The sequence below is a fragment of the Suipraeoptans intestinalis genome (assembly GCF_034091795.1).
Lineage (GTDB): Bacteria > Bacillota > Clostridia > Lachnospirales > Lachnospiraceae > Suipraeoptans > Suipraeoptans intestinalis.
Window position 1 is genome coordinate 1 of the sequence record NZ_JAXFXH010000005.1, and the last position, 17,486, is coordinate 17,486.

16 protein-coding genes, 1 pseudogene and 1 CRISPR repeat array are annotated in these 17,486 nt (G+C 46.4%); of the genes and pseudogenes, 16 read left to right on the top strand and 1 reads right to left on the bottom strand.

The features are described from left to right. The first annotated feature begins 75 nt into the window (after positions 1–75). The 4 genes from SOW26_RS01665 (at position 76) to SOW26_RS01680 (ending at position 3,689) form a co-directional block, all read left to right on the top strand. Positions 76–417 carry a transposase gene (locus tag SOW26_RS01665; RefSeq protein WP_320651770.1) on the top strand — a complete coding sequence of 114 codons (342 nt, stop codon included), beginning with the start codon at positions 76–78 and terminating at the stop codon, positions 415–417. Next, positions 414–1,322 carry an IS3 family transposase gene (locus SOW26_RS01670; protein ID WP_320651771.1) on the top strand — a complete coding sequence of 303 codons (909 nt, stop codon included), beginning with the start codon at positions 414–416 and terminating at the stop codon, positions 1,320–1,322. Before SOW26_RS01665 ends, SOW26_RS01670 begins: the two co-directional genes overlap by 4 nt. 72 nt (positions 1,323–1,394) lie before the next feature. Beyond that, positions 1,395–2,033: a CRISPR direct-repeat array (repeat unit 33 nt; unit sequence GTCGGTCTCCGCGAGGAGACCGTGAATTGAAAT). A gap of 301 nt (positions 2,034–2,334) precedes the next feature. Continuing rightward, complete coding sequence (locus SOW26_RS01675) at positions 2,335–2,856, top strand: hypothetical protein (protein ID WP_320651772.1); 522 nt, start codon at positions 2,335–2,337, stop codon at positions 2,854–2,856. Further along, entirely contained in the window at positions 2,856–3,689 is an 834-nt protein-coding gene (locus tag SOW26_RS01680; RefSeq protein ID WP_320651773.1) for a hypothetical protein, read from the top strand. Before SOW26_RS01675 ends, SOW26_RS01680 begins: the two co-directional genes overlap by 1 nt. Positions 3,690–3,901: 212 nt before the next feature. On the opposite strand, the gene SOW26_RS01685 is transcribed toward SOW26_RS01680, so the two are convergent. Continuing rightward, positions 3,902–5,170 (bottom strand): threonine/serine exporter family protein, encoded by a 1,269-nt coding sequence (locus SOW26_RS01685; RefSeq protein WP_320651774.1) that lies wholly within the window; start codon positions 5,168–5,170, stop codon positions 3,902–3,904. A 428-nt stretch (positions 5,171–5,598) separates the two neighbouring features. Between SOW26_RS01685 and SOW26_RS01690 the strand changes: the two are divergent. From SOW26_RS01690 to SOW26_RS01745, 12 genes and pseudogenes are all read left to right on the top strand, one after another. Next, positions 5,599–5,895, top strand: a pseudogene (locus SOW26_RS01690) (HIRAN domain-containing protein). A 542-nt stretch (positions 5,896–6,437) separates the two neighbouring features. Then, positions 6,438–7,274 (top strand): aldo/keto reductase, encoded by an 837-nt coding sequence (locus SOW26_RS01695; RefSeq protein ID WP_320651775.1) that lies wholly within the window; start codon positions 6,438–6,440, stop codon positions 7,272–7,274. A gap of 4 nt (positions 7,275–7,278) precedes the next feature. Next, positions 7,279–8,427 carry a glycosyltransferase family 4 protein gene (locus tag SOW26_RS01700; protein ID WP_320651776.1) on the top strand — a complete coding sequence of 383 codons (1,149 nt, stop codon included), beginning with the start codon at positions 7,279–7,281 and terminating at the stop codon, positions 8,425–8,427. A gap of 48 nt (positions 8,428–8,475) precedes the next feature. Continuing rightward, the gene (locus SOW26_RS01705; RefSeq protein WP_276958775.1) at positions 8,476–9,480 is read left to right on the top strand and encodes a helix-turn-helix transcriptional regulator; all 1,005 of its coding nucleotides are present in this window, start codon (positions 8,476–8,478) and stop codon (positions 9,478–9,480) included. Then, the gene (locus SOW26_RS01710; RefSeq protein WP_320651777.1) at positions 9,464–9,703 is read left to right on the top strand and encodes a hypothetical protein; all 240 of its coding nucleotides are present in this window, start codon (positions 9,464–9,466) and stop codon (positions 9,701–9,703) included. Before SOW26_RS01705 ends, SOW26_RS01710 begins: the two co-directional genes overlap by 17 nt. Continuing rightward, positions 9,690–10,373, top strand: coding sequence for a TIGR00266 family protein (locus SOW26_RS01715; RefSeq protein WP_154476997.1), 684 nt, complete (start codon positions 9,690–9,692; stop codon positions 10,371–10,373). The genes SOW26_RS01710 and SOW26_RS01715 overlap by 14 nt, the downstream gene beginning before the upstream one ends. 337 nt (positions 10,374–10,710) lie before the next feature. Next, complete coding sequence (locus SOW26_RS01720; RefSeq protein ID WP_320651778.1) at positions 10,711–12,075, top strand: extracellular solute-binding protein; 1,365 nt, start codon at positions 10,711–10,713, stop codon at positions 12,073–12,075. Between the two features lie 20 nt (positions 12,076–12,095). After that, on the top strand, positions 12,096–13,736 hold the full coding sequence (locus SOW26_RS01725) for a response regulator transcription factor (protein ID WP_276958777.1): 1,641 nt from the start codon (positions 12,096–12,098) through the stop codon (positions 13,734–13,736). 247 nt (positions 13,737–13,983) lie between these two features. Continuing rightward, positions 13,984–14,334 (top strand): hypothetical protein, encoded by a 351-nt coding sequence (locus SOW26_RS01730; RefSeq protein ID WP_206671422.1) that lies wholly within the window; start codon positions 13,984–13,986, stop codon positions 14,332–14,334. 16 nt (positions 14,335–14,350) lie between these two features. After that, a complete protein-coding gene (locus SOW26_RS01735; protein ID WP_154476991.1) occupies positions 14,351–15,034 on the top strand; it encodes a TIGR00266 family protein in 684 nt (227 codons plus the stop codon). Positions 15,035–15,085: 51 nt separating this feature from the next. Continuing rightward, the gene (locus tag SOW26_RS01740) at positions 15,086–15,817 is read left to right on the top strand and encodes a hypothetical protein (protein WP_154476990.1); all 732 of its coding nucleotides are present in this window, start codon (positions 15,086–15,088) and stop codon (positions 15,815–15,817) included. Between the two features lie 48 nt (positions 15,818–15,865). Beyond that, a complete protein-coding gene (locus SOW26_RS01745; RefSeq protein WP_276958778.1) occupies positions 15,866–17,353 on the top strand; it encodes a hypothetical protein in 1,488 nt (495 codons plus the stop codon). Positions 17,354–17,486: the final 133 nt, after the last annotated feature.

Here is a 17,486-nt window from a genome sequence, read left to right on the forward strand (position 1 = left end):
ATGTTGTATAAATAAAGTTGACACCTTATTCTCAAAGAATTCATGTATAATAAAGAGAATAAGGAGGAACTCTCAATGTCACGTACCCAACGTAAATACGACCACGAATATAAGGTCCAGGCTGTCAAACTTGCCAGAGAAATCGGCGGTGCTAAGGCAGCCAAAGAATTAGGTATTCCAGAAGGAACCATCCATACATGGCTGAAATCAGTTAGAGCCGGCACATTGGATATTGGCGACGGTGCACATACTCCGGAAAGTGCAATGAGCCTCGCTGAGGAACTTGCTATGCTCCGCAAACGCGTTAAGGATCAAGATAAAGAAATCCGGCGTCTGAAAGAGGAAAATGAATTTCTCGAGGAAGCAAGTGCTTTTTTCGCAGCCAGCCGTCGGAAGTCAGCAAGAACCAAAGAATGATGTTCATTGCCATAAAAACGGAAGGCGGCGCGATTAAGGGAAAACTCTCATTCTATTGCCGGATGCTTGGTGTCAGCCGCCAGGGGTTCTACAAATATCTTGCTCATAAAGACCGGCCCTGGAAATATCAGGATCTCGCTGATGCTATAAGAGCAATCAATACTGAGGATGAATACAATGATACATATGGGCGTATTCGTATGTATCAGGCACTTCTCCTTAAGAAACCGGAAGGACTCAAGATTCCTAGTGAGCGAACCGTCTACAGGGTCATGGATGAAATAGGCCTTAGTCATCGACCAAAACGTAAGCCGAATGGTATTACCAAGGCGGATCGGGAAGCTCGTAAGTCAGATGATCTTCTGAAGCGAGATTTCAAATCCGATAAGCCACTTGAAAAATGTGTAACTGACATTACCGAAATCAAGGCTAAAGATGGAAAATTATATGTTTCAGCTATCTTTGACTGCTTTGATTCCAGTGTCCTTGGTCTGGCAATGGAAAGCAACATGAAAGCAACTTTGTGCGAGCATACCCTGGATAATGCCTATCTGGCATATCCTGATCTGCGAGGGGCTATTGTACACTCTGACAGAGGAACACAATATACCAGTGAAACCTATCGTAAGGCTCTGGCAAAATACGGTATTATTCAAAGCATGAACAGTGCTGGTGGCAGGTGTCACGATAATGCCCGATGCGAAAGCATGTGGGCCAGAATGAAAAGCGAGCTTCTCTATGACCGCTACAATACGGAAACTATGACCACAGAGGAACTGAAGGTTCTCATTTGGAGATATTTCATCAGTTACTGGAATAACAGGAGGATCTGCTCTGCTAACGGTGGGCTTCCTCCGATGATCAAGCGCCAGAGATACTACCAATCTCTGGGACTGGCTGCATAGGCAGTGATATCTTTGAGATAAATGTGTCAACCAATATTGACACTATCACACCTTTTTGTTAACGATTTCATCGTCGGTCTCCGCGAGGAGACCGTGAATTGAAATAAGGCGCCAACTCACGATATCGATGATCTTCTCGGTCGGTCTCCGCGAGGAGACCGTGAATTGAAATTCTATTCTGCTCATACCTGTACTGTCCCGCTTCCGTCGGTCTCCGCGAGGAGACCGTGAATTGAAATAAGCTTGTAGCAACAGCCACACCATCACCGAATGTCGGTCTCCGCGAGGAGACCGTGAATTGAAATGCGAGGACTGCCATAACAAAGAACACAAAAGAAGTCGGTCTCCGCGAGGAGACCGTGAATTGAAATAATTCCGACTTTGTTTTGCTTGTTTGTTTGTTTAGTCGGTCTCCGCGAGGAGACCGTGAATTGAAATCGTCCAACTCAATGAGAAGTCGGGCAAAGTCAAGCCGTCGGTCTCCGCGAGGAGACCGTGAATTGAAATAAACCGAGATATTCCGGGACGGGGATATGTTGATCGTCGGTCTCCGCAAGGAGACCGTGAATTGAAATAAACCGAGATATTCCGGGACGGGGATATGTTGATCGTCGGTCTCCGCAAGGAGACCGTGAATTGAAATTGTTACCTCGTTACCGCATGTATTCCTTTCAAACCGTCGGCCTCCGCGAGGAGACCGTGAATTGAAATGGGCAACATTCGGATGGGATGATCCGCAAGTAGGAGTTAAAATAGGTTGAAAAATTATTATGTTTATGTTATTATTTTTTAAAAATAAAAGTTACAGGGTCGTTATAAAAACGTGAGTTGAAAAATGTTGTTATTTTTTAAGGAAGTCAACCTTCTTAGGAAGGTTGTGAGTCAAACACACAAAAATTATTGTCAAAAATGGAAAGAGAAGCAGAAAGGCGCTTTATAGCAGAAAAACATTTGCCTAGAACCAGCAATTCTGAAAAAGAGAATATGTGTTTTCGAGAGAGGGAGTGCGATTGTGAATTTGATTTTTAAATTTTTGATGACGGTGAATGCTACTTTTTGGATGTGGGTGATATATGGGATAAAGGAGCAAATTACAACTTTGAATATTCCACCATGGATATTTTGCGGTTTACTCGTACTTGTTCCGATTTTTCTGTCTGCCTTCTCTATACAAATCACAACTTATTTGGGTGTGGACGAACTGGAAGACTGTCAGGAACTTAGCTTGGAAGATAATACTTTTTTGCCGACGTATTTAGGATATTTTTTCATTCCTTTAGGGATTACAGATATCACTACCATGATTTGCATATATTTGCTAGTGTTTGCTTTTACTTTTTTTTCGCAGGCACAGTATTTTAATCCAATTTTCTTGCTGTTTGGTTATCATTTTTATCATGTTCTGACAAAGCAGGGAACAAAACTGTTTATAATTGCAAAAGGTCAGGTAATACGAAATCGGAAAAGCATATGCTTTGATACTTTGCGGAGAATAAATGATACAACATACATTCAAAGAAGAGGGAGAGGTTAATGAATACAGTCTGTGTAAAACTTCGTATGCGTGAACATGGTAACAAATATCGGAAGGTGTTGTCTACGAATGAAATGGTGTATCCGGAACTGCAAGAACTGGTAGAGACGTCTTTTTCCTATACAGCAGGAACAGTCTTGGATTACGGAGAGTGGTTTCAAATAGAAAATGCTTCACAGCAGCCATATGCTATAGATCTCATAACACAACGGTTTGAAACGCCGGATTTTGAATTGCTGACAGTGTCGGAGTTTCAAAAAATAGACTTTCTATTTGTCAAAAGCGGAACTACAATCTTTTTTCAAAAGATCAGCAAGGCGAAGCTGGCCAAAAAGAAAGGAATCATAAAATTTGGAGAAAATTTTCAATATGACAGTCAAAGAGAGGAAATTATTATTCATGAACTTCCGGATGCTGCGTATTGCAGGCTCAAAGACACGCTATATTTTAGAAAACTGGAATCGATTACCAGCATCTTTAAGGGAATTGAAGACCTGTACAGAGAAGCCACAGAGGACGAGGTAAAGCGGTTTCTGGAGGATGATTTTATAACATTGAAAGAGGGATATGGAGTATCAAAAGTGAAGACGGCAAATCGGAAAAGAATCGCTTTAGTAACAGAAACTCTTTCGGGATTAAAACCAGAGGAACGGGTTAATATTTTCTCCTATATAGAAGAATACTGCCCAGACTTGAAAACGGAAGATGATAGATTTCTTGTGGGTGATGAAGAAGAGTTAAGGATGGTGTTATTTGGGATTGATCAAAGGTTTTATACAACACCTGTAGGAGCAAGGAAACGAATTGCAAATTCTGTGATTGCGATGGATTAGCAGCAACATACCTTTTTGAGGTTGTTTAAAACAGTGTTTGAACCTGTAATGATAGTGTAATAAGTGGAATATCTAATTGCTCAATAAATAGACGGTAAAAATATAAGAATGATTTCAAAGCAGGGAGCCCCAAAAACTACCGGTGAAAAACAAAACTCCTCTCTCCTAGACAGCGACATGGTCTGTCTGTCAGGAAGAGAGGAGGAGTGCTTCTACGACTTCTTTTTTCTTTTCTGGGCGTTTCGGCCGAAGGTTTTGCCGATGTGGTAGTCCCGCCGCAGGGCAAACATGGAATAGCGGGCAACCATATCTACAATGATGAAGCCAAACGCAATGGCCAAACAGGTAGCCAACAAAACGATCGTTTCTGAAAAGGCCAGATTCAGATCTCTGCTGACACAACCGTACATCATATAATACAGGTTCGGTCCCGGAATCAGCGGGAACACAGAGGCTGTCAGGAAAATGGTGGAAGGCGCCTTGTTTAGTCGGGACATGATGAAGGCGTAAAATCCAACAAAAACAGCCGCAGCCAGTGTCGCAAGAAAGTTGCTGGGTTTGACAGAAAATACCAGAAGATAGATTGCCCAGGTAAAGAAGGCTCCGACGCTGGAATACAGCACCTGACGCCCTCTGATCTTAAACAGGAGCGCAAATCCGGTACAAGCGACTGTACAGGAGATCAACTGGATCGGGATGCTGGGGTTCAGGATGAAACCATCAGAGGATACTCCGTGCAACAAAAGGATAGACAAACCGGTGCCGAAGGCAATCCCAGCAGCTCCCAGAAAAGAGTTCATAATATTGATGAATCCAGATATAAAATCGCGTTGCAGAAGATCCCGAATCCCATTGGTGGTTCCCAGCGCACTGATCAGCAGCATCACGATTCCGATCATGGTCCGGTCGGGATGGCTTCCGATCCCGAAGCGCGCCGTAAGGAGAATGAAGGATTCTGACAGGAATGCCAGGATCATGTTGTGGATCATGAGATTGTTTTCCAGTTTAGAAAGCTGTTTGCCGACCACGATGATCATCAGGGAAACGATGACGGCAACGATTGCATCCATAAAATTGCATCCAAAAAATACGGCAAATCCTGTTCCGCCCATGATACCGGCAAAATAGGGGGCCGCAGGATGCTGCTTGGGACGATGGATGACTTCCAGATATTTTTGGCGAAGCTCCGCCTCATCGGGCGTATGGGCGCACACGTACCGGCATAGGTTGTTAAGATAATTCAGCCGGTCAAAGTCAATATCTGTGGTTTCAATATGACGGATCTGGGTGAAAAATTCACCCTCCGGAGTTTCTATGGTGATCTGGATATTGCTTGGGATAATAAATACGTCGCTGTGTTTAAATCCATAGCTCCTGCACATTCGGTACAGGCTGTCTTCCAGTCTGAAGTTTTCAGCACCGCTTTTCAACATTGACTCTCCAATGTCAAGAATTCCTTGTAAAATACGTTTGTAATCCATACAGTTATCCTCTTAGATCGCATAATAAAAGTAGAAATGTCAACATATGAATCATACCACTTTCTTCCCGAATGTCTACTAAAATCCCGCAAGTTTGAAGAAAAAAACAAGAGTGAAAATTCTGAAAAACCAAAGGCTTTTTTTCACTTTTTGGGTGAAAGTTTTATCAATGACAAGGATGTTCATTTATGTGCTTAAACATTCATTTATGTGACGGGGACTTTTCGAAGGTGGGGTTTTTATTGGACAGCTTATCCGGTAATCTGATCTTACCAAAAAGAAAGGAGCAGGAAGCCATGAAAGGATACAACACAGAGGACGGGTATATGGGTTACGTAAACGGAGGATACCAGTTTTTTGCAAGTGAAGCGGATTACCGGGAATGGATGGAAGATATGTAGAATATGAGAAAACAGGAGGAATTCAAAATGGAGAAATTATATGTTACATTGGCCGGAGTGCAGCACTATTATGGCTCGGATTTTTTGGAAAAAGGAACAAAGCTGACGCTGAAAAAGGAACCGGAGAACGAATACGACAAAGAAGCGATCCAGGTAACGATGGAGGGGCTTGGAAAGATTGGATATGTGGCAAACAGCCCGTATACCGCGATAGGAGAGTGTATCAGCGCAGGGTGACTGTATGACAAGATGGAAGACACAGCCAAAGCCAAAGTGATTCTGGTAACGCAAAGAGGCATAATTTGCAGAGTATACAGAAATTAGTGAAAGCACAGAAAGATTCTTGTTTCGGCGCTGATTATGTTTCGTGTGCTGCCGGCTGTTTTCAATATTTTTCTAATGCACTTTTTGAGGCGATGCTTTTTCTGACACGTTGTGGAAAGAAAGGTGGAATATGTTTTCCAACGCGCGATGAACCGTAGTGATATTGGAGAATGCCTGATCGTAATAATCGCATGGAATAGCAGGGAAGAAATTGCAATTTACGGGTATTCGCCCTATAATGAGGGAGAGAAAAGAAACGGGATACATGACAAATGCCAGGATCGTGTCTGGGGATGCAGAAATTCTGACGAAGAGGCCTTAGCGAAGAAATGAGGAAGCGGCGGAGAAAACGGAAGGGCTAAGGATGTAGAAACTCTGACGAAAAAGCCCTAGCGAAGGAGCGGGCGAAAGAACAGAGAAAAAGCGGGCAAAACATGGAATACAGGCAAGCACCTGCCGAAATCAAGGGCCGGTACGGTAGCAGGGATCCCAGAGGGGCAATGTTATGATACAAACAGAGGAAAAATAAAAGGAGCGGCGATATGAAGTGTTTTGAATTGAGCAATGGAGTGCAGATTCCGGCAATTGGATTTGGGACCTATAAGGCGGCAGAAGGAGACACGGCAGATGTGATCCGTACTGCTCTGGAGGCAGGATACCGGTATTTTGATACCGCTTCTTTTTACCAGACGGAGGAGTACATCGCAAAGGCTGTCCGTGACAGCGGAATTGACCGGAAAGAACTTGTCATTGCCACAAAGGCATGGAAAACAGAAATGGGATATGAAAATGTCAGACAGGCGTTTCATCAGTCTCTGGAAAGACTGGATACGGATTATATAGATTTGTATCTGATCCATTGGCCGCTTCGTTCCCCGGAGGACGCTGACTGGGCGCAGATAGATGCGGAAACCTGGAAGGCAATGGAAGAGCTGTACAGGGAAGGGAAAGTCCGTGCCATCGGATTGAGTAATTTTTTGCCGCACCATATTGAAAACCTTCTGGGGTGCTGTGAGATCACCCCGATGCTGAACCAGCTGGAGATCCATCCGGGACATATGCAGGAAGCTGCCGTTTGCTACTGCCGTGAAAAGGGGATTTTTGTGCAGGCTTACAGACCGGTCGGACGAGGACAATTATTTGAGGATGTGCTGTTGAAACATCTGGCAGAAAAGTATGGGGTCAGCGTTCCGAAACTTTGCCTGCGCTATGAATATCAGAGAGGGTTTGCGTCGATCCCAAAGGCGTCTCAGAAAGAAAAGATGGTGGAAAATCTCAATATTTTCGATTTTGAAATTTCAAACACAGATCTGTACCAGATAGATACGATGCCGCCGCTGGGATGGTCCGGGGAGCATCCGGATCGGGAACGGGTATAAAACAATGAGTTTAGTGAAAGTGTTACAAATTGGCCCTACAGAAACATATAGTAATGGCGGGATGGCGACGGTCTTGAAAAACCTGTCAGACAGCTCTCTGCTGGCAGAAGGCTATGAGATAGATGCCTATGCTTCCTGCTGTGACGGCCCTCTTTTTAAGCGGCTTTGGCACTCAGTCAGAGCCTATCTTCGATTTTTTCGATCAGTGGAAACATACGACCTGTTTCATATACACATGGCAACCAGAGGGAGCACCTTTAGGAAAGGGTATTACATCCGATCGTTGAAAAAAAGAGGAAAAAAAGTCATTCTTCACGTGCATGGCGCAGAATACAAAGCGTTTTATGAAGGGCTTTCTCGAAGAAAAAAAGAGAGGGTGGCAAGGATCTGGAATGCCTGCGATCAGGTGCTGGTGCTGTCTGACAGCTGGTATCGCTATTTTCGTCAGAAATTTCCACTGGCGAAGATCTGTGTCATTGAAAACGGGGTGGATACGGATAAGTATGCTCCTTCTATGGTAGGACGGGGAAAGGCGGAGAATCTGCTGTTTCTTGGACGACTGGGAAAGCGAAAAGGCGCCTATGATCTGGTAGAAGCCATGGAAAGGGCTGTTCAAAGCAGGCCAAAGCTTCATCTTTTTATGGCGGGGGATGGAGACATAGAGGAGATCAAGGAGCTGATCGCAAAAAAAGGGCTTGCAGACAAGATAGAGGTATTGGGCTGGGTTTCCGGGGAGGAGCGTATCCGGTTGCTTCAGGAGGTCAGAACGCTTGTGCTACCCTCCTACAATGAAGGGCTGCCTATGGCCATCCTGGAGGCGATGGCGGCCGGAAACAGGATCATTAGTACGACGGTGGGAGGAATTCCCGAACTTGTACAACCGGAACAGGGGATCCTGCTGGAACCGGGAGACGTGCCGGGACTGGCGGAAGCCTTGCTTCAGAGTAGCCACCCGTCTGCCTGGACTGCTTCAGACAGCCAGGCGAGTCGAGATCGGATAGAAGAGAAATACAGTCTGAGAAGAATGCATGAAAAGATTCGGGCTGTCTATGAATCCGTACAAAATGGGCCGACAATACATGGAAGGGAAAGAAACTGTGAGGCAAAGACCGGCGAGACAGAAGACGGGAGGTATTCCGGACAGCGCAGGTAAGGTTTGCAGGGAGTCGGAGATCCTATAGCGAAAAAGGAGAACGTAGCCATGCCAAAGGGGGCGAATCAAAAGTTTAAATTGTACCGACTGGCGCAGATCATGCTGGAATGTACGGACGAGGAGCATTATATTACCATGCCGGAAATCTTAAAGGCTCTGGAAGCGTATGGGATCACGGCAGATCGAAAAAGTATTTATACAGATTTGCGGGATCTGGAAGTGCTAGGACTGGAGGTAGAAGGAGAACCGATGGGCAACCGGTATCATTATCATGTGGTGGATCGTCCTTTTGAGCTGCCGGAATTAAAGCTTCTGGTAGATGCGGTACAGTCTTCCAAATTTATTACAGAAAAAAAGTCAAATGCTTTGATCCGAAAGCTGGAAAAGCTGGTCAGCAAGTTTGAAGCGCGGAAGCTTCAGGGCCAGGTATATGTTTCGGGGAGGATCAAGACCATGAACGAAAGCATCTATTATACGGTGGACGCCATTCACCATGCGATTTCTACCAACAAGAAGATTTATTTTCAATACTATCAGTGGAATGTGAAGAAGGAAATGGAACTGCGGCGCGGCGGCGACTGGTATCATATCAGCCCCTGGGGGCTGTCCTGGGACGACGAGAATTATTATCTGATCGGATTTGATTCCGGCCCGCAGCAGATCCGGCATTACCGGGTAGATAAGATGCTGCATATCCGGGCATCGGAGGAAGACAGGGAGGGGAAAAGCTGTTTTAAAAAGCTGGACATGGCGGATTACGCAAGAAAAAGCTTCGGGATGTTCGGTGGAAAAGAAGAGACGGTAAAAATATTGGTGGACAACGAGCTGGCAGGAGTGATCATGGACCGGTTTGGGAAGGATGTGCGCCTGATCCCGGTGGATGAGAAGCATTTTACAGTACAGGTGCAGGTTCATATCAGCAAACAGTTTTTAGGATGGATCTTTTCTCTGGGAGAACAGGTGAAAATCCTTTCGCCCAAAGAGGTTGCAGGGCAGATGGAGCAGGAGGCCAAAAGGCTGCTTCGGCAGTATGCAGATGGAGAGGCTGAGTAACAGTACAGGTGCAGAACCAGATCCACAGAGGCAGGTTCAAGATGCAGGCTCAGCGGAACAAAATATTTACAAGCAAATGGCACAGCGATATAATAAAATCAATTCTGTTTTAACGGTGAAAAGGGGAAAGCCTGCAAGGCAAGAGAGAAAGGAAGCCGTGAAAAGAAAAAGGAAAACAGAAGAAAGAACAAAGAGAGAGGAGACTTGTGATGAAAAAATATGAAATCGTAGGAGGAAATCTTCCGGTGGTCATCTGTGAGCTGAGCGCGGGGGAATGCATGATCACAGAGAGCGGAAGTATGAGCTGGATGAGTCCCAATATGAGGATGGAAACCACGTCGGGGGGCGGCATGAAAAAAATGATGGGAAGATTCCTGTCAGGAGAAGCCATGTTCCAGAATCGGTTTACGGCAGAAGGCGGAGACGGGATGATCGCATTTGCTTCCAGCTTTCCGGGAGCCATCAAAGCGCTGGATATCCGTCCGGGAAGATCCATGATCGTACAAAAAAGCGCATTTCTGGCGTCAGAGGAAGGCGTGGAATTGTCCATGTACTTCCAAAAAAGGCTGGGAAAAGGGCTGTTTGGCGGAGAAGGCTTTGTCATGCAGAAGCTCAGCGGAAATGGAACAGCCTTTGTGGAAATTGACGGACATGCGGTGGAATACGATTTGAAGGCAGGACAGGAGATCGTAGTCAGCACAGGCTATCTGGCGGCAATGGAAGATACCTGTACCATGGATATCGTAGCGGTAAAGGGCGCAAAAAATATGCTGCTGGGAGGAGAAGGGATCTTCAATACAGTGGTCAGAGGACCGGGCAAAGTGATCCTGCAGACGATGCCTATCAGTAATGTGGCAGAGCTTTTGACCCCATATTTTTCCGTCGGACAATAGAAATACAGCAGAGAGGACCTCAAGAAGACAAAAGTCTTTTTGGGGCCTTTTTTTACAGGAAACAAAGGAAGTCGCTCCACTGGCGGAAGTTACAGGAAAGAAAAAGGAAAATAAAAATTACAGAGTAAAAGAGAAAAAAGAACGACATAATCTGATTTATGAAGATAAAAATATTTACAACATCATAACACGACGATATAATAAAAAATAAGAAAGATAAACAGAAAAAAGACAAATAATTATCGGGTATACTTGATAAATGTGTGGATACTGACAGGGGGATGGAGGGCTTGGCAGTTTCCCTGCAAAAAATGCAGGGGCAAGAAGGGGGAAATGTATGAGAAAAAGAACGTGGATCTGCGGCGGAGCGGTAGCTGCTTTTTTATGTGTACTGGCGCTGACTGCCTGCCGGGAAAAAGAAAGCAGGAGAGAACCGGTCACATTGACGGTGTGGCATGTATACGGGGGACAGACAGACTCTCCGCTGAACGGGTTGATCGAGGAATTTAACGAAACGGTGGGAGTAAAGAAAGGGATCAAGCTGCAGGTGACGGTGGTGTCCAACACCAACAATATTCATGATGCCGTGCTGCGGGCAGCGAAAAAAGAACCGGGAGCCGCCAAACTGCCGGATCTGTTTATTTCTTATCCCAAAACAGTTCTGGCTATGCCGGATCCGGAATGCCTGGTGGATTACAGGGATTACTTTACGGAAAAAGAATTGGCTGCCTACATTCCGTCCTTTCTGGAAGAAGGAAAGGTGGAGGGGCGTCTTGTGGTATTTCCGGTGGCAAAGTCTACAGAGATCCTGTTTGTGGATAAGACTCTGTTTGACCGATTTGCGGCGGAGACCGGCGCAACCATAGAACAGCTGGACACCTGGGAGGGACTCTATGAAATGTCTAAAATGTACTACCAATGGACAGATGCACAGACGCCGGAGGTAGAAAGAGACGGCAAGGCGTTTTTTGTCCACGACTATCATTTCAATTACGCCCAGGTAGGGGTGGCGTCTTTGGGAGAGGACTTTTTTAACGGAGAGCAGATTGCCTATGGAGACGGATTTATGAAAATGTGGGAACCCTATGCCGATGCCGCCGTACAAGGTGGGGTATGGCTGCAGGAAGGCTACGCCACAGAGCCTTTGCGGACGGGAGACGTGATCGTCAGCGTAGCGTCCTCGGCAAGTGTTCTCTACTACGAAGATATTGTGACCTATCCGGACAATCACTCAGAGCCTATTCAGGTGGTCGCAAGACCGGTTCCCTGTTTTGCGGAGGGGGAAAAAATGGTGATGCAGCGGGGAGCAGGGTTTTGCACAGTAAAATCCACGCCGGAAAAAGAAGCTGCCGCAGTGGTCTTTTTAAAATGGCTGACAGAACCAAAAATCAATGTTCAATTTGTTACCAGCGTAGGGTATATGCCGGTGACAGAAGCAGCTTTCCAGTATCTTCCGAAGGCCATAGAAGATCTGAAAAATCCCAAATACAAGAGTCTTTATGAGGCGTTTATAGAAACACAGGCCTCTTACAGCTTTTACACGGCGCCTCAGTTGGCGTCTTATCTGGAACAGGAACAGACCTTTGAAAAAACCACCAGGAGCCAGTTGCGCTCGGCTTATTTGAAATGGCAAAAAGGAGAAGGGGACGTAGAAAAGCTGAAGAAAGAGGCGCTGCAGGAGTTGGAGGATGCGATGCCATAGGGGACAAGTGAGGAAGGACTATGAGAAACAGATGGAGAGAGTTAGGAAAGCTTCTGCGCCTTCTCAGAGATAGAAAGACTACGATGCGGGGGAGATTGATGCTTTACCTGGTCAGCCTGATCTTCGCCGCGCTGGGGATCGTTCTGCTGATGCTGGCAGCGATTGGCGGACCGCTGAAAACAAAACAGCAGATCGCCCAAACGATGGAGCAGCAACTGCAAAGCTCTTATGAAAAAGTTTCAGAAGAACTGGAAGAGTATACTGGCTATGGGCTGCAGCTTTCCAGAGGGCTGGGGCAGAACCTGGAATATCTCCTGAAAGAAAAGGGGCTGACCGTTTCGGATCTGAACGACCATCCGGAGGAACTGCTGGAAGTGCAGAAGATGCTGTACAAGGAATTGAACACCACGATCCGCCTGGGAAGGAGCAGCGGTGCATTTGCAGTCGTCAATGCGACGGTCAATACCCAGCTTCCCGGAGCGGAACAATCAAAAAGCGGAGTTTATCTGCGGCTGATCAATGTCAGCAGCAATGTGGTGCTGACTCCGGAAACGATTTTGTTTCGCGGAATGTCAGAAGTTGCGAGAGAAAACGGGCTGGAGCTGCACAATCGCTGGAACATGGAGTTTCAGACGGATGAGCTTCCCGGAAGCTGGATGGCGGCGCAAAAAACGGGACAGGAAGACTATTACTGGACCCAGAAGAGTAAGCTGAAAAATACCTGGGAGGATGTGATCCTTCTGATGATTCCCATTCGGATCAGCACCGGAGAGGTGTGCGGTGTGTGTGGGATCGAATTGAACGAGGTACATTTTAATCTGGAATATCCGGCGGAAAGCAGTTCCTACGGGTCTGCCGTGACGGTATTGGCGCCAACCGACGGAAAACGGCTGCGGTTGGAAAAAGGGATGTCAGGAGATAGAGACGGTACCTGGCTGAAAAACAGTGAGTCTCTTTTCCGGGTAAAACAAAAGCAGTACTACAGTCTGTATCAGTCTTCTGACGGGGAGTATTACGGCGTACAAAAAGAGATGGAACTGCCGGGAGAAAAGGGAGAAAGGTGGGCCGCGGCGATCCTGCTTCCCCGGCAGGGGTGTGACCAGTATATCCAGAAGAGCAGGAACTATATGATGGCGGCAGCGGTGGGATTTACAGTTGTGATGCTGATCCTGGCGGGGATTCTTTCCAATAGTTTTGTGAAACCCATTGTCAGAGATTTTGAGGATATTGGGGAGGGTATGATCGCAAAAGAAGGAAAAGCCTACAGCATTGCAGAATTGGAGGAATTGTGCAAACGTCTGGCAAAGCAGAAACGTCCCCTGGAGAAAGGAGATCTGCCGCCAAATATCGCGGAACTTTTTGCGGAATTTGCAGAAAATGTAAAAAGTCTGACGCGGGCAGAGTATCATATTTTCCGATATTATCTGGAAGGGTATGAGGTGTCGCAGATACCGGGGATGGCATTTCTCAGCATGAGTACGGTAAAAAAGCACAATGGAAATATCTATAGAAAATTAAAAGTTTCTTCTAATGATGAACTGACCGTGTATTTAGACTTGTTTCGCAGGTGCGGTTGTCTGGAGCAACTGCAGTTGGGAAGTATAGAGCAGGCGGAAGAGATACGGGGAACAGGCAGAGCCGAAGAAGGGGAGCTGCCATAGGAGGATGGCTCCTGCAGGGCGGGAGAATCGTTAGAAAAAAGGGAATACACAGCAAAAAGCACAAAAATCAATTTTGGTTTTTGTGCTTTTTGCATGGTAGACCAGGTTTACTTTTTAGAAGGCTTTCTCGAAAGAAGGAAAAAGGTAGACCGGGAACCATAGATTTTCCCAGAGGCGATTTATAAAATAAAGTCATCAAGCACAAACGCGTTGACCCGGAGTCGTCAAGGAAAAAGGGGGTGAAGAAGTGCAGAGGGATTTCAAACATCTATTGAAAGACTGCTCACAGGAGGATGGCTTCCAGTTTGCCGTGACCTGTGAAAATTGCGGGAAGACCTGGAAGAGCCGGAAGATACCGTTTTCCAAGATGCATACGTCTCCTATAACAGAAGGAAAAAAAGTGGTCTATGTAGCCCTCTATGAGAGAGAAAAACAGGAAGCAGAAAGGGCGGCGTTGCAGGTGGGGGAAAGGCTGTTCAGTAGGTGCCCTATTTGCGGCAGGTGGGTGTGTGATGAGTGTTTTATGGCATGTGAAGATCTGGATATGTGCGAACAATGTGCCAGGAAACTGGGGGAAAAAGGGAGTGTTGTAGGATGAAGAAAGGAGAGCTGTTATGAAAAAGTATGAAATTTTAGGAGGAAATCTTCCGGTTGTAGTGTGCGAGCTGGGAGCCGGAGAATGTATGATCACAGAAAGCGGGAGTATGAGTTGGATGAGTCCCAACATGAAAATGGAAACCACGTCGGGAGGCGGGATGAAAAAAATGATGGGAAGATTTCTGTCGGGGGAAGCCATCTTCCAGAATCGGTTTACGGCGGAAGGGGGAGACGGAATGATTGCATTTGCCTCCAGCTTTCCGGGAGCCATCAAGGCGTTGGACATCCGGATGGGAAGGTCCATGATCGTGCAGAAAAGTGCATTTCTGGCATCGGAAGCGGGAGTGGAGCTATCCATGCATTTTCAGAAAAAGCTGGGCAAGGGATTGTTCGGAGGAGAAGGTTTTGTCATGCAGAAACTGACCGGAAACGGAACAGCCTTTGTGGAAATTGACGGGCATGCAGTGGAATATGAACTAAAAGCAGGGCAGGAGATCGTGGTCAGCACAGGCTATCTGGCAGCCATGGAGGATACCTGCACGATGGATGTGGTTGCGGTAAAAGGAGCAAAAAATATGCTGCTGGGCGGAGAAGGAGTCTTTAATACGGTAGTAAAAGGACCTGGAAAGGTCATCCTGCAAACCATGCCTATCAGCAACGTGGCAGAGCTTTTGACTCCATATTTTTCCGGTGGAAAATAGGCAGAGCGCAGAAGCTGGGTAGAAGCTGAAAAAAAGAAAGGGAGTGCGTATATGAAAAAGAAGGTTAGTATGATATTGGTGATAGCGATGGTGATCAGCATGGCAGGGCTAACTGCCTGCGGAGGAGGAAAACAGGGGAAAAAGAGTCCTTATGAAGGGAAATGGGTAGCGATCCTGGGAGAAATGATAGGCGTGCAGGTGTCAGTAGAAGAATCTTTCGGCGGCAAATTTGAGTTTGTGGCAAAAAGCGGTGGGAAAGCAGATGTGACCATCGGAAAAGACAAGGGAAAAGGGAAGTGGTCGGTAGACGGGGATAAGTTTACCCTGACCATTGAGGGAGAAAAGATGGAAGGAACCTTGGGGAAAGACAGTATCACCTTTGAGAATATGATGGGGATGGGAGTCAAGGTCATTTTTGCCAAGGACGGAACGGATGCCATGGATCCCTCTCTGTACATGGGCGAGGAAGAAAAAGCCATGCTGGGCGAGTGGATGTCAGACAGCGTGGAGGAGATATTGGGAGACGGTCCCCAGACCACCATGGAAGGTGTGGAGAACATCAACGACGGGCTGCGACTGAATTTTAAGAAAGATCACCAGGTATCTGTGATCTATAAAGGACAGGAGATAGGAGATTTCAAATGGTCCGTTGCGCTGGGCTACTGTACCATTGAGACAGAGGAACCGGCCATTTATGTGACGATCCTGGAAGATCAGACATTGGAAGTTTCCTACAGTAATGCAGATGATTATTACACCTTCCACTGCATTAAGAGCTCTTAATACGCGCCCAGCAGGGAAAATAGAAGTAGAAAAACGAGGAGGGATTTTATGAAACAGATCAAACGGTGTCTGTGGTGGGCTGTCCTGATCCTGTGTCTGATCCTGCCGGTAGCATGCAGTCAGAAAAAGGAAACGGAACAGAAGGATTCGGCAAAGCAGACAAAAAAAGAATGGAAAGACAGAGAAAAAGTAGAGGCAGGAGTTTTTACCGTGTATTATCCAAAAGGATGGAAGTACGATAAAGAGGAACTGAAAAAGGAGAAAGGGTATGGAAATCTCCTGCTATATGATGGCAGCACCCGGGAGGAGTCCGATGTGCGCATCCGCATTACAGGAGAAAAGGAAGAAGCGATCACCTTTCGGAAAAAACTTGCGGAATGGAAAGTAGATCTAAGGGAGTATGCCGATGGAAAGGTAAAAGGGATTTCGTCAGGAAATGCAGAATTTGCAAGGGCGTCCTCGGAGCAGAACGACACAGACGTCTATTTGTATCGACATGAAAAGACGGGAGTTTCCTACCGGATCGAGGTGTCCGGAGATAAGGAAAACAAAAAGGTCAAGAAACTGATAGAAGGAATCGTGATTAGCGACAAGGGAGAGAAAAACAAAGAAGCGCCGTGGCCCTGGGACGGGAAAGCCTTCCAGCCAAAGTTGTCTGAGCAGATGGTGGGAAGCTATACCATTCAGCCGGAATACATTCCGTTTGACGGAAAAGAGGGAACACAGGAGATCATGAAGCATAAATTTGTGCATCAGAACGGAAAATTGTTCCATCTGCTTGGAAACAAGCTGACTACCTACGAATATAAAGAAAAGGGACTGGTAAAGGAAGATTCCCTGGAGCTGGAAACAGACTATGAATATCTGTCCACAGATAACAGTGGAATGCTGTATGTGGCGCAGGGTGTGTTCGAGGTGATTGGCATAAAAGACGGAAAGCAGGCAATGCAGACGACCATCAAGGGGGATCTTAATATGCATCCTTCCGGAGAATGGGGGATCAGCTTCTGGGTCAACAGCGACCCCATGAAGGTCACCAATAAGAGCGGGGTACTGACAGCAGAACCATGGATCTTAAGCGGATTGAATGATGATGCCAACAGGCAGGGACCGTTCCAGATGCTGGACGATGTGCAGATTACAGAAAATTATATTATGGTAGCAGGAAAGAAGAAAGCGGCAGACAGTGATGAGACGGAAACCAAGATCATCGTATACGATTATGAAGGCAATCAGGTAGTGGAGTTGGGAGGAGAGCAGAGCAGCGATCCGGATAGGCTGGGATACATTACCGGCATGGCAGAGACAGAAAATGGATTTGTGGCAACCGACGGAAATATGAGAAGGATCCATTTCTGGGCGAAGGACGGGACGTCGGTAGGCTCCATCGAAACGTCAAAAATCTTCGGAACCAGTTATCCGTGGCTGGAAGATATGCAGAAACTGGAGGATGGATCTTTGCTGCTTCTGGTAACACAGGAAAGAGAGGATGGGTCAGCAAATGAACTGATGCTGTTCCGGCTGACCGGGTTCTAGGACGGTTCGGAAAAAGAAGCCGGCGGTAAACAGCGGATAACAAGCGAAAGCCAGAGAAAGGACGGCTGACGGCAAGTGACTGTGAAGACGTAAAAATATCGCTGTAAAAACGTGCTCACAGAGACAAGAGGTA

Coding starts and splice junctions, on each gene's coding strand:
- SOW26_RS01665 (WP_320651770.1), top strand. CDS start 76: ATGTCACGTACCCAACGTAAATACGACCACGAATATAAGGTCCAGGCT.
- SOW26_RS01695 (WP_320651775.1), top strand. CDS start 6,438: ATGAAGTGTTTTGAATTGAGCAATGGAGTGCAGATTCCGGCAATTGGA.
- SOW26_RS01710 (WP_320651777.1), top strand. CDS start 9,464: ATGGAGAGGCTGAGTAACAGTACAGGTGCAGAACCAGATCCACAGAGG.
- SOW26_RS01745 (WP_276958778.1), top strand. CDS start 15,866: ATGAAACAGATCAAACGGTGTCTGTGGTGGGCTGTCCTGATCCTGTGT.
- SOW26_RS01670 (WP_320651771.1), top strand. CDS start 414: ATGATGTTCATTGCCATAAAAACGGAAGGCGGCGCGATTAAGGGAAAA.
- SOW26_RS01700 (WP_320651776.1), top strand. CDS start 7,279: ATGAGTTTAGTGAAAGTGTTACAAATTGGCCCTACAGAAACATATAGT.
- SOW26_RS01705 (WP_276958775.1), top strand. CDS start 8,476: ATGCCAAAGGGGGCGAATCAAAAGTTTAAATTGTACCGACTGGCGCAG.
- SOW26_RS01685 (WP_320651774.1), bottom strand. CDS start 5,170: ATGGATTACAAACGTATTTTACAAGGAATTCTTGACATTGGAGAGTCA.
- SOW26_RS01735 (WP_154476991.1), top strand. CDS start 14,351: ATGAAAAAGTATGAAATTTTAGGAGGAAATCTTCCGGTTGTAGTGTGC.
- SOW26_RS01680 (WP_320651773.1), top strand. CDS start 2,856: ATGAATACAGTCTGTGTAAAACTTCGTATGCGTGAACATGGTAACAAA.
- SOW26_RS01725 (WP_276958777.1), top strand. CDS start 12,096: ATGAGAAACAGATGGAGAGAGTTAGGAAAGCTTCTGCGCCTTCTCAGA.
- SOW26_RS01720 (WP_320651778.1), top strand. CDS start 10,711: ATGAGAAAAAGAACGTGGATCTGCGGCGGAGCGGTAGCTGCTTTTTTA.
- SOW26_RS01715 (WP_154476997.1), top strand. CDS start 9,690: ATGAAAAAATATGAAATCGTAGGAGGAAATCTTCCGGTGGTCATCTGT.
- SOW26_RS01740 (WP_154476990.1), top strand. CDS start 15,086: ATGAAAAAGAAGGTTAGTATGATATTGGTGATAGCGATGGTGATCAGC.